This window comes from Mycolicibacterium palauense, assembly GCF_002592005.1.
Classification (GTDB): Bacteria; Actinomycetota; Actinomycetes; order Mycobacteriales; family Mycobacteriaceae; genus Mycobacterium; species Mycobacterium palauense.
In genome coordinates this window covers 21,718-32,776 of the sequence record NZ_NVQF01000069.1, presented here as the reverse complement: position 1 = coordinate 32,776, position 11,059 = coordinate 21,718, and the positions used below count along the sequence as shown (strand labels likewise).

Annotated in this window: 10 protein-coding genes and 2 pseudogenes; 3 read left to right on the top strand and 9 right to left on the bottom strand. The window is 69.9% G+C overall.

Features of this window, described 5'->3' with window-relative positions; all coding sequences use genetic code 11:
* Positions 1-717, top strand: a pseudogene (locus tag CSR00_RS22405) (hypothetical protein); the annotation flags it as partial.
* A gap of 94 nt (positions 718-811) precedes the next feature.
* Here the strand turns inward: CSR00_RS22405 and CSR00_RS22400 are convergent.
* The 4 genes from CSR00_RS22400 to CSR00_RS22385 are packed head-to-tail and all read right to left on the bottom strand — an operon-like array spanning position 812 to position 2,401.
* Positions 812-1,237 (bottom strand): molybdenum cofactor biosynthesis protein MoaE, encoded by a 426-nt coding sequence (locus CSR00_RS22400; protein ID WP_099024621.1) that lies wholly within the window; start codon positions 1,235-1,237, stop codon positions 812-814.
* On the bottom strand, positions 1,234-1,713 hold the full coding sequence (locus CSR00_RS22395; RefSeq protein WP_099024626.1) for a MogA/MoaB family molybdenum cofactor biosynthesis protein: 480 nt from the start codon (positions 1,711-1,713) through the stop codon (positions 1,234-1,236). The genes CSR00_RS22400 and CSR00_RS22395 overlap by 4 nt, the downstream gene beginning before the upstream one ends.
* Positions 1,710-2,195 carry a cyclic pyranopterin monophosphate synthase MoaC gene (gene moaC / locus CSR00_RS22390; protein ID WP_281259751.1) on the bottom strand — a complete coding sequence of 162 codons (486 nt, stop codon included), beginning with the start codon at positions 2,193-2,195 and terminating at the stop codon, positions 1,710-1,712. The genes CSR00_RS22395 and moaC overlap by 4 nt, the downstream gene beginning before the upstream one ends.
* 2 nt (positions 2,196-2,197) lie before the next feature.
* Entirely contained in the window at positions 2,198-2,401 is a 204-nt protein-coding gene (locus tag CSR00_RS22385; RefSeq protein ID WP_099024620.1) for a hypothetical protein, read from the bottom strand.
* A 56-nt stretch (positions 2,402-2,457) separates the two neighbouring features.
* On the opposite strand from CSR00_RS22385, the gene CSR00_RS22380 reads away from it, so the two are divergent.
* Together CSR00_RS22380 and CSR00_RS22375 are read left to right on the top strand one after the other, a co-directional pair.
* Positions 2,458-4,698, top strand: a complete 2,241-nt coding sequence (locus CSR00_RS22380) for a helicase-associated domain-containing protein (RefSeq protein WP_099024619.1) — start codon at positions 2,458-2,460, stop codon at positions 4,696-4,698.
* Between the two features lie 25 nt (positions 4,699-4,723).
* Positions 4,724-6,373 carry a DNA repair helicase XPB gene (locus tag CSR00_RS22375; protein WP_099024624.1) on the top strand — a complete coding sequence of 550 codons (1,650 nt, stop codon included), beginning with the start codon at positions 4,724-4,726 and terminating at the stop codon, positions 6,371-6,373.
* Between the two features lie 140 nt (positions 6,374-6,513).
* Here the strand turns inward: CSR00_RS22375 and CSR00_RS22370 are convergent, their stop codons facing one another.
* The 5 genes and pseudogenes from CSR00_RS22370 to CSR00_RS22350 form a co-directional block, all read right to left on the bottom strand.
* A complete protein-coding gene (locus CSR00_RS22370) occupies positions 6,514-7,917 on the bottom strand; it encodes an MFS transporter (RefSeq protein ID WP_099024618.1) in 1,404 nt (467 codons plus the stop codon).
* Between the two features lie 150 nt (positions 7,918-8,067).
* Positions 8,068-9,213, bottom strand: a complete 1,146-nt coding sequence (locus CSR00_RS22365; protein WP_099024617.1) for a thiolase family protein — start codon at positions 9,211-9,213, stop codon at positions 8,068-8,070.
* 13 nt (positions 9,214-9,226) lie between these two features.
* Complete coding sequence (locus CSR00_RS22360) at positions 9,227-9,640, bottom strand: Zn-ribbon domain-containing OB-fold protein (protein WP_099024616.1); 414 nt, start codon at positions 9,638-9,640, stop codon at positions 9,227-9,229.
* A gap of 129 nt (positions 9,641-9,769) precedes the next feature.
* Positions 9,770-10,762: an LLM class F420-dependent oxidoreductase gene (locus CSR00_RS22355; protein ID WP_099024615.1), complete on the bottom strand. Its 993-nt coding sequence runs from the start codon at positions 10,760-10,762 to the stop codon at positions 9,770-9,772.
* Positions 10,763-10,894: 132 nt separating this feature from the next.
* A pseudogene (locus CSR00_RS22350) lies at positions 10,895-11,047 on the bottom strand (TetR/AcrR family transcriptional regulator); the annotation flags it as partial.
* Positions 11,048-11,059 lie beyond the last annotated feature (12 nt).

Sequence of the window (11,059 nt, the reverse complement as noted above, 5' to 3'; positions counted from 1 at the left end):
CTCGGAGATGTCATCATCAACACCTCCCTGGAGACCCCGGCACCGGCCCAGGCCGGGCTCGGTACCCCGGCCGAGAACTGGACATTCGCCGACACCCCGGCGGCCCCGCAGTCCGGCAACTGGTCGCTGCGCCCGGTCCCGCAGGCCCCCGCCGATCCGGTGGTCCCCCCGACCCCTACACCCGCACCGGCGCCCGCGCCGGCCGCGGTGGCGGCCCCGGCGCCGGATCCCCTGGCGCCGCTGAACGGCGTGAACATCCCCGCGCCGCTCTACGACGCCGCCAACCAGGCGGTGTCCGGCCAGATCCCCGCCGACGTTCCGATTCCGCACCTGTCCAGCCCGGAGAATCTTCCTCCCGGAACCACGGAGAGCGTCCCGCAGAGTGCGGCCCAGCCGAACCTGACCTACCTCAAGGACCTGTGGCACGCCGTGCAGACCCAGGAGATCAGCGGCAACGACATGCTGCTGGCGCTGGCGCAGCGTCCGATGAGCCGGGACATGCCCGACTCGATGACGATGGGCCCGGCCGGCAACCCGAACACGCCGATCCTGGGCACTCCCGGGGATGCTCCGGTTCCGGGCACGCCTGCTCCGGTTCCGGGGGCTCCCGCGCCTGCCCCTGCTCCGGCGGCCGCACCCGTTCCGGGGGCTCCCGCTCCCGCTCCGGCGCCGGCCCCCGCTCCGGCACCACTGCCGGTGCCGCCTCCGGCTGGCTGACAACCTTCCCGCGCCGACATCGACATCAGGGTCGTGATCCGAAAAGGATCGCGACCCTGATGTCGTGTTCTGGGTGTGGGGGTGGGCCGAGCCGTCAGGCGGAGTTGACCCATTCGTCGGTGCCGTCGGCGAAGAACTGGTGTTTCCACACCGGTAGGCGCTCCTTGACGCTGTCGACCAGACGCGCGCAGGTCTCGAACGCGGCTCCCCGGTGATCGGCGGCCACCGCCGCCACCAGGGCCGCGTCCCCGATGTGCAGCACCCCCACCCGGTGACTGGCCGCGATCGCCCGCACTCCGGCCGCCCCGGAGGCGACCTCGGCGAGGACCTCGGCCAGCGTCTGCTCGGCAAGGGGGTGCGCCGAGTACTCCAGGCGCACCACACCGCGCCCACCGTCATGGTCACGCACCACACCGGCGAACCCGACAACTGCCCCCGCAGCCTCGTGGGCCACCAGGTCCTCGTGCTCGGTCAGCAGGATCGGTTCGGTGGTGAGCGCGGCGCGCAGCACCCGGGTCACCGGTGGTGGTCCTCACCCACCAACTGATCCAACGCATGGTGGACGACGTCGGTCAGCACACCCAAACCGTCGCTGACGCCGCCCGGCGAGCCGGGCAGGTTGACGATCAGAGTCCGTTTGGCCACTCCGCAGATCCCCCGCGACAGGATCGCGGTGGGCACCTTGGGCAGGCCCGAACGGCGAATGGCCTCCGCCAGCCCGGGAATCTGATACTCCAGGATCGCGGCGGTCTGCTTGGGGGTCTCATCGGTGGGCGAGATGCCCGTCCCGCCCGAGGTGATCACCAGATCGATCTCGTCGGACACCGCCATGCGCAGTGCCCGGCCCACGGGGTCACCGTCCGGCACGACGATCACGTCGGGCTCGCAGAAGCCTTGCTGGACAAGCCATGCCGCGATCATCGGCCCGGAGCGGTCGTCGTAGACACCCTGCGAGGCACGCGTGGAGGCGATGATGATGCGTGCGGTCCGACTCATCGTGTCCACTCCCCACTACGGCCACCGGCCTTGCTCAGCAATTTGATGTCGTCAATACGCGCCGCCGGATCGACGGCCTTGATCATGTCGTACAGCGTCAGGGCGGCGACGCTCGTCGCCGTCAGCGCCTCCATCTCCACCCCGGTCCGGTCGGTCGTGCGGACCGCGGCGGTGATCACGACCTCGGCGCCGGCGACCTCGAAGTCGATGTCCACGCCGGACAGCGCGAGGTGATGGCACAGCGGGATGAGGTCACTGGTGCGTTTGGCCGCAAGAATGCCGGCCACCCGCGCCGTGGCGAGCGCATCTCCCTTGGGCAGCCCACCCGCGGAGATCAGTCCGATGACCTCGGTGGTGGTGTGGACGGTGCCGGACGCCACCGCGACCCGCTTGGTGATGTCCTTGTCGCCGACATCCACCATGTGGGCCGCACCCCGTTCGTCGAGGTGGGACAGCGGCTGGGAGCCGGGGGCCCGTGCCACCGCTACCTGTTGACGACGGTGACGGGGTGTACGTAGGGCAGGTCGTCGGAGGGCAGCGGGAAGGTGACGTCGCCGAACGGCGACAGCGAACCGGCGCGGTCGGCTACGAGTTCGCTCACCGCGTGGTCATCCGGGTCGGTCGTCGGCCAGCCGTTATCCACATAGCGGGACTTCTTGGTCACTGCGTTGTCAGACACGGAAGACATTCTGACAGGTTATGACCCACCGGCGCGCGTTTGAGGCTGCTTTACGCTGGTCAGCGATGACCAATCACCTCCCGTTGGGGGCCTGGCTGGCCGATCTGCCCGACGAACGGCTGATCCGCCTGCTGGAGTTGCGACCGGATCTGGCCCAGCCTCCGCCGGGCAGCATCTCCGCGCTGGCCGCCCGCGCCCAGGCCCGGCAATCGGTGCGGGCCGCCACCGACGAGCTCGACCTGCTGCGACTGGCCGTACTCGACGCGCTGCTGGTGCTGCGCGCCGACAACGAACCCGTCAGCCTCGACGAGGTGGCCGACCTGATCGACGACCGCGCGCCTCGCTCCGCGATCGCCGAGGCCGTCGACGACCTGCGCGAGCGGGCCCTGGCGTGGGGCGACCCACTGGTGCGGGTGGCCACCGAGGCCGCCTCCGGGCTGCCCTGGTACCCGGGCCAGGTCGTGCTGGAGGACACCGCGTGGACCGCCGAGGAGTTGCGCGCCCACCTCGACGCGCTCGACGAGCCCCAACGCGACCTGCTCAACCGGCTGGTGGAGGGGTCCCCGGTGGGACGCACCCGAGACGCCGACCCGGCCGCCGCGCCGGACAGGCCCGTCCCCCGGCTCATCGCCGCCGGTCTGCTGCGCCGCCTCGACGACGAAACGGTCATCCTGCCCCGCCAGGTCGGTCAGCTGCTGCGCGGGGAGGAGCCGGGCCCGACGCTGTTCATGGCCCCGGAACCGACGGCGGCGAGCGGAACCCCCGCCGACCCCGACGCGGTGGCCGCGGGCGCGCTGATCGACCTGTTGCGCGAGTTCGACATCGTCTTCGAGGCGCTGGGCGCCGCGCCCGTGCCGGAGCTGCGCAGCGGCGGGCTCGGGGTACGCGACATGCGCAAACTCACCAAGGTCACCGGCATCGCCGACCAGCGCCTGGGCCTCATCCTGGAGATCTGCTCGGCGGCGGGCCTGATCGCCAGCGGGATGCCCGATCCCGAACCCGACAACGGCGGGGGTCCCTACTGGGCTCCCACGGTGGCCGCGGACCGGTTCGCCGAGACCTCGGCGGCCGAGCGCTGGCAGCTGCTGGCCGGCACCTGGCTGGATCTGCCCGCCCGGCCCGGGCTGATCGGCCAGCGCGGCCCCGACGGCAAGCCCTACGCGGCACTGTCGGATTCGCTGTACTCGACCGCCGCCCCGCTGGACCGCCGCCTGCTGCTCGACACCCTCGCCGAGGTCCCGCCGGGCTCGCCGATGGACGCCGCGGCGCTCTCCCGTGCCATGATCTGGCGCCGCCCGCGCTGGTCGGCGCGGCTGCAGCCCGAACCGGTCGGCCACCTGCTGGAGGAGGCGCACGCCGTCGGGCTGGTCGGGCGTGGTGCCCTGACGGGCCCCGCGCGGCGGCTGCGCGCCGGTGACAACGACGGCGCCGTCGCGGCGATGGACAAGGCGCTGCCCGCCCCGATCGACCATTTCCTGGTGCAGGCGGACCTGACGATCGTGGTGCCGGGCCCGCTGCAGCGCGAACTCGCCGAGGAGCTGGCCGCCGTGGCGGTGGTCGAGTCCGCCGGGGCGGCGATGGTCTACCGCGTCAGCGAGCAATCCATCCGCCGTGCGCTGGACACCGGCCGCAGCGCCGGGGCGCTGCACGCCTTCTTCGAGCGGCATTCACGCACCCCGGTGCCGCAGGGCCTGACCTACCTCATCGACGATGTCGCCCGCCGGCACGGACAGCTGCGGGTCGGGATGGCCGCGTCGTTCGTGCGGTGCGAGGATCCGGCGCTGCTAGCTCAGGCGTTGGGGGCCCCGGCGGCCCAGCAGTTGGAGCTGCGGTTGCTGGCGCCCACCGTCGCGGTGTCTCAGGCACCGATCTCCGATGTGCTGGCCGCGCTGCAGTCCGCGGGCCTGGCCCCGGCCGCCGAAGACTCGTCGGGGGCCATCGTCGACCTGCGCGCCCGGGGTGCGCGGGTCCCCGCCCCCCAGCACCGGCGCTTCCACCGACCGCTGCCGTCGACGCCCAACCGCGAGACCCTCGCCGGCGTGGTGTCGGTGCTGCGCAAGGTGGTCACGGGCCCGTTCGGCAACGAGCGCATCGAGCCCGCGCGTGCGGCCGCGTTGCTGCACCGTGCCGCGTTGGACCAGGCGTCGGTGGTCATCGGCTACACCGACGTCAACGGGGTGTCGACCCAGCGGGTGGTCTCCCCGATCAGCGTGCGCGGCGCCCAGTTGATGGCCTTCGACTCCGCATCGGGCCGGGTCCGTGACTTCGCTGTGCACAGGGTGACGTCGGTGGTGGCGGCCGACTGACGGCGGAGTCGGAATAATGGATGAGATGACCGACGGACCCCTGATCGTCCAGTCCGACAAGACCGTGCTGCTCGAGGTCGACCACGAGCAGGCCGGCGCGGCGCGCGCTGCCATCGCGCCGTTCGCCGAACTGGAACGCGCCCCCGAACATGTCCACACCTACCGCATCACCCCGCTGGCGTTGTGGAACGCCCGCGCGGCCGGGCACGACGCCGAGCAGGTCGTCGACGCGCTGGTCAGCTTCTCCCGCTACCCCGTCCCGCAGCCGCTGCTGGTCGACATCGTCGACACCATGGCCCGCTACGGGCGGCTGCAGCTGGTGAAGAACCCGGCCCACGGCCTGACGCTGGTCAGCCTGGACCGCGCCGTCCTCGAGGAGGTGCTGCGCAACAAGAAGATCACCCCGATGCTGGGAGCCCGCCTGGACGACGACACCGTCGTGGTGCATCCCAGCGAACGCGGCCGGGTCAAGCAGATGCTGCTCAAGATCGGGTGGCCGGCCGAGGACCTGGCCGGCTACGTCGACGGTGAGGCCCATCCGATCAGCCTGGAGCAGAACGGCTGGGGCCTGCGCGACTATCAGGAGATGGCCGCGGACTCGTTCTGGTCGGGCGGCTCGGGGGTGGTGGTGCTGCCCTGCGGTGCGGGCAAGACGCTCGTCGGTGCGGCCGCCATGGCCAAGGCGGGCGCCACGACGCTGATCCTGGTCACCAACACCGTGGCCGGCCGGCAGTGGAAGCGTGAGCTCATCGCGCGCACCTCGCTGACCGAGGAGGAGATCGGCGAGTACTCCGGCGAGCGCAAGGAGATCCGCCCCGTCACGATCGCGACGTATCAGGTGATCACCCGCCGCACCAAGGGTGAGTACAAGCACCTGGAGCTCTTCGACAGCCGCGACTGGGGCCTGATCATCTACGACGAGGTGCACCTGCTGCCCGCACCGGTGTTCCGGATGACGGCCGATCTGCAGTCGCGGCGCCGGCTGGGCCTGACGGCGACGTTGATCCGTGAGGACGGCCGCGAAGGCGACGTGTTCAGCCTCATCGGGCCCAAACGCTACGACGCGCCGTGGAAGGACATCGAGGCCCAGGGCTGGATCGCTCCCGCGGAGTGCATCGAGGTGCGGGTGACCATGACCGAGAACGAGCGGATGATCTACGCCACCGCCGAGCCGGACGAGCGCTACAAGCTGTGCTCGACGGCGCATTCGAAGATCGCGGTGGTCAAGTCCATCCTGGAGCGCCATCCCGACGAACCGACCCTGGTGATCGGCGCCTACCTCGACCAGCTCGACGAGCTCGGCGCCGAGCTGGACGCCCCGGTGATCCAGGGCTCGACCAAGACCGCCGAGCGTGAGGCGCTGTTCGACCAGTTCCGTCGCGGCGAGATTCGGACCCTGGTGGTCTCGAAGGTCGCCAATTTCTCCATCGACCTCCCCGAAGCGGCGGTGGCCGTTCAGGTTTCGGGCACCTTCGGGTCCCGCCAGGAGGAGGCCCAGCGCCTGGGCCGGCTGCTGCGCCCCAAGGCCGACGGCGGCGGCGCGGTGTTCTACTCGGTGGTGGCCCGCGACAGCCTCGATGCCGAGTACGCCGCGCACCGCCAGCGGTTCCTGGCCGAACAGGGCTACGGCTACATCATCAAGGACGCCGACGACCTGCTGGGCCCGGCCATCTGAGCCGCCGCCCCGCCGGCGTCCGGGCCGCGTCCTCACCCGCAGCCATTGATCCGGTACTGAGAGCGATTCCCCGGGTGATTCTTCGCACTGAGTACCGAATCGATGCCCGAGGCGTGGGGCGTGACGGGCCGGCGGGGCCGCTAGCCGGGGTGGATGGGGTCGCCGAGGTGATCGGCGACTTCACCTGAGGTGTCCAGCGACGTGTCCAGCGAGGTGTTCTTGGTCTCGCGCATCGCGAGCAGGGCGAGGAAGGTCAGCGCCGCGGCCGACATCAGGTACACCCCCACCCAGGCGACGCCGTAGCTGGTGGCCAGCCAGGTGGCGATGAACGGGGCCACCGCGGCACCGAGGATGCTGGAGACGTTGTAGGAGATTCCCGAACCCGTGTAGCGGACGTTGGTGGGGAACAACTCGGGCAGCACGGCGCTCATCGGGCCGAACGTGAGCCCCATCAACGTCATCCCGATCACCAGGAACAGCAGTGTGGTGCCCTTGGTGGCGTCGCCGAAGCCCAGCAGCAGCCCGAAGCATGCGCCGTAGACCACGATCGCGGCGGTGACCACCAGCAGGGTGCGCCGGCGTCCGAAGCGGTCGGCCAGGATGCCCGCCAGCGGCAGCGTGGCCGCGAAGAACAGCACGGCGATCAGCTGCAGCTGAAGGAAATCGACGTAGCCGAATCCCAGGCCCCTGCCGTCGGGCGGTCGTTTACTGGTGCCGTAGCTCAACGCCCACGTCGTCACGATGTAGAACAGCGTGTAGGTGGCGAGCATGACGAACGTGCCGATGATCAGCTGACGCCAGCTGCTGCGGAACACCTGCGCCAACGGCGCCCTGACCCGCTCCCCGCGCTCGATGGCGCGGGCGAACACCGGGGTTTCCACGAGCCGCAGCCGCACGTAGAGGCCGATGGCGACCATGATCGCGCTGAGCAGGAAGGGCACCCGCCAGGCCCAGGTCAGAAACGGTCCGTTGGGGTCGGGGTCGATGTTGCTGAAACCCAGCGTCAGGATCAGGGTGAGAAACAGCCCGTTCGCCAGGAGGAATCCCAGCGGGGCGCCCAGCTGCGGCCACATCGCCGCCCACGCCCGCTTGCCGGGTTTGGCGGTTTCGGTGGCCAGCAGCGCCGCACCGCTCCACTCCCCGCCCAGCGCCAGGCCCTGGGCGAAGCGCATCACCGCCAGCAGCGTGGGCGCCAGCACGCCGATCTGGGCGTAGGTGGGCAGCAGCCCGATGGCGAACGTCGCGATCCCCATCGTGAGCAGCGAGCCCACCAGCGTCGCCTTGCGGCCCACCCGGTCACCGAAGTGCCCGAACAGCACGGACCCCAGTGGGCGGGCGACGAACGCCAGCCCGAAGGTGGCCAGCGAGGCGAGCAGGGCGGCGGTGGAGTTGCCCTTGGGGAAGAACAGGTGCGGGAACACCGAGACCGCCGCCGTCGCGTAGATGTAGAAGTCGAAGAACTCGATGGTGGTACCCACCATCGAGGCCACCACGATGCGGCTGCGGGGAACCCCGTCAACCAGGTTGGCGTCGGCGATGCTCATGTGCCCTCGTGCCTGTCAGTCCGGACGATTGATCATGGCATCCTGCCTCATCACCGGAGGTCCAGGCACGCCAACGTCCACTTACTGCACGCGATCGGCGGATCCGCGTGCCGTAAGTGGACGTTCGGCGACGTGCGAGGAGGGGGCGGGCTAGACCGACAGGATGGTCGCCGAGGCGGTGCCGGGCGCGCCGTAGACCTGCGCCAGCCCGACCCGGGGCTGCCCGGGCACCTGGCGCTCGCCGGCCTCGCCGCGCAACTGACGGACCAGTTCGTGCATCTGCCGCAGGCCCGAGGCACCGATCGGTTCCCCGTTGGCGATCAGGCCGCCGTCGGTGTTGACCGGGATGGACCCGTGGATCTCGGTGGCGCCGTCGGCCAGCAGCTTCTCCTGCTCACCGTCGGCGCACAGGCCGGTCTCTGCCATGTGGATGACCTCGGCGCCGGCGTCGGTGTCCTGCAACTGCGCGACGTCGACGTCCTCGGGGCCGATTCCGGCGGCCTCGTAGGCGGCCCTGGCGGCGTAGACCGTCGGCGAGGGGTCCTCGTCCAGCGGCGCCGAGGTGGCATGCACCTCGTAGGCACCGAAGGTTCGGGTGCGGATCTCGCTGGCGCGCACGTAGATCGGCTTGTCGGTGTACTTGTGCGCGATGTCGGCGCGGCACATGATCACCGCGGCGGCACCCTCGTCCGGTGCGCAGAACATGTACTGCGTCAACGGGTAGTTGAGCACCGTCGAATTGAGAATCTCGTCGACGGAGATCGCCTTGCGCCGGAAAGCGTTCGGGTTCAGGGCGCCGTTGCGGAAGTTCTTGTTGGCGACACGGGCCAGGGTGGCCTGGCTGATGTTGTGGTCGTGGAGGTACTTGTTGGCCTTCATGCCGAAGAACTTGGTGGTGACGAACTGCCCGTTCTGGGCGTACCACTGCGGCAGCGCCAGCTTGGCCGGGTCGTCGGTGAAGGCACCGCGCGGGTGCTTGTCCAGACCCACCGCGACGCCGATGTCGTACTTGCCGAGCCGGATGGTGTCGGCGGTCTGCTGAATGGCACTCGCCGAGGTGGCACAGGCGTTGAACACGTTGGTGAAGGTGATGCCGGTGAGACCGACGAGGCGGGTCACCGAGTCGGGGTTGGAGACCTCGTAGCTGCCACCGAAGCCGAACTGGACGTCCTTCCACTCCACCCCGGCGTCGGCCAGGGCGAGCCGGATGGCCTCCGCGCCCATCTGGACGGCGGGCTTGTCGAAACGGCCGAACGGGTGCAGTCCGACGCCGATGATCGCGACATCGTTGGTCATGGTGGGAACCTCTCTAGACCGGCTGGAAGGCGAACGTGACGATCTCGTTGCCGTCGGCGTCGGTGGTGAACGGAATCATGGTCAGCTCGACCTCCTGACCGAATTCCAGCTTCGCCGGGTCGTTCTCGGTGAGCCGGCCCTCGACGCGGATCAGGTCATCGAGCTGGACGAGCCCCACACCGAACGGCACGAAATCCTTGCCGGTGGGGCCGGCGTAGGGCGCGCCGGGCGGGAAGCCCTGCGTCGTCCAGGCGACGAGGGTGCCGCGTCGCGGCAGCAGGGTTTCGGACATCTCGGCAGCACTGCACTTGGGGCAGTGATCCTGGACCGGGAAGACCGTGGCCCCGCACTTGCCGCAGGTGCTGCCGATGAGCTGCGGACTCTCATCGGGCCAGGTCGAGATCTCCGGTGCGAGTGCTTTCTGCATGCCGCCGTCCTTTCTTCACCGCCAGCGAGAACCCGTTTGCCGAATCGTACAACAGCGTTGCACGAAAGCGGAAAGGCCATTCTCACATTGGCCGGGATCGCCCCTCGGGGCCCGTCGGCACTGCACGGCTCAGCCCAGTGCGGGGATCACTTCGCGCTCAAACGCCTCGATACCCGAGCGGTCGTAGGCCGCCTCGGGGAAGTACAGGATGGCGTACTCGCAGCCGAGCTCCCGCATGCGAGCCAGCTTGGCCGCGACCTGCTCGATGGTGCCGGTGGTGGCCTCCGGGGCGGTCAGCATCGTCAGCATCGCGTCCACCGCGCCGGCGTCGGCCTTGGCCGCCTGCTGGACGCGGATCCGCTCGATGCGCTGCTTGACGTCGGAGTCGGAGTCGCCGATGACCACGTTGAAGTTGGCCGAGCGCACGATCTGGCCGTAGTCGGTTCCCACGTCGCGACAGTGATCGGCCAGCACTTGCGACTTGTGCTTGAACCCGTCGGGCTCCGAGGTGAAGTTCGTGTACTGCGCGTAGCGGGCGGCGATACGCAGCGTCACCTTCTCGCCTCCGCCGGCGATCCACAGCGGGATGCCGCCTTCCTGCAGCGGCGTGGGCGCGACGATGGCGCCGTCGACCTGGTAGTGCTTGCCGGCGAAGCTGACGCGCCCGTCGCGCCAGGCGTCACGCATGATCTGCACACCCTCGTCGAGCCGGCCGAGCCGCACGCCCGCGGAGGGAAATCCGTAACCGTAGGCACGCCACTCGTGTTCGTACCATCCGGCTCCGATACCCATTTGGGTGCGCCCGCCGGAGATAATGTCCACGGTGGCGGCGACCTTGGCCAGATAGACCGGATTGCGGTAGCTCATCGCCGTGCACATCTGACCCAGCTTGATCCGCGACGTGGACGCCGCGTAGGCCGCCATCAGCGACCACGCCTCGTGGGTGGCCTCGTCGGTGGGCACCGGCACCGTGTGGAAGTGGTCGTACACCCACAGGGAGTCCCAGGCCTCGGACCGGTCGGCATAAGTCGCGAGAGCGCTCATGACCTCCCATTGCCGAGCGGGTTCGATGCCGACGAGGTCGAGACGCCAGCCCTGCGGGATGAACAGTCCGAAGCGCATGCCGTAGACCTTAGTCGCGACGGCGACTCCGATGAGGCACGAATTGGAGCAGGAGTCCGACCAATCAACACAGTCGCGACGACGACTCCGGTGAGGCGCTTGGCGACAACGCGGCCGAGGAACGAGGGCGGCTCAGGCCCCCAGCGCCGCCAGCGCACCCTCGACGGCGGCGTTACGCAACGCGGCGCGCGGCGCATCGGGAAACTGCAGGCAGCAGTCCTGAAGCCCACCGAAGACGATCCTGCCCAGGCGATCCCGCCAGGCGAGCACGGTGTCGATCAGCCCGGCATGTGCGGA

Excerpts from the sequence above, each read along its gene's own strand:
- CSR00_RS22365 (WP_099024617.1), bottom strand. The coding sequence starts at position 9,213 with ATGACCAACGATGTCGCGATCATCGGCGTCGGACTGCACCCGTTCGGC.
- CSR00_RS22370 (WP_099024618.1), bottom strand. The coding sequence starts at position 7,917 with ATGAGCATCGCCGACGCCAACCTGGTTGACGGGGTTCCCCGCAGCCGC.
- CSR00_RS22360 (WP_099024616.1), bottom strand. The coding sequence starts at position 9,640 with ATGCAGAAAGCACTCGCACCGGAGATCTCGACCTGGCCCGATGAGAGT.
- CSR00_RS22380 (WP_099024619.1), top strand. The coding sequence starts at position 2,458 with ATGACCAATCACCTCCCGTTGGGGGCCTGGCTGGCCGATCTGCCCGAC.
- CSR00_RS22385 (WP_099024620.1), bottom strand. The coding sequence starts at position 2,401 with ATGTCTTCCGTGTCTGACAACGCAGTGACCAAGAAGTCCCGCTATGTG.
- CSR00_RS22395 (WP_099024626.1), bottom strand. The coding sequence starts at position 1,713 with ATGAGTCGGACCGCACGCATCATCATCGCCTCCACGCGTGCCTCGCAG.
- CSR00_RS22355 (WP_099024615.1), bottom strand. The coding sequence starts at position 10,762 with ATGCGCTTCGGACTGTTCATCCCGCAGGGCTGGCGTCTCGACCTCGTC.
- CSR00_RS22375 (WP_099024624.1), top strand. The coding sequence starts at position 4,724 with ATGACCGACGGACCCCTGATCGTCCAGTCCGACAAGACCGTGCTGCTC.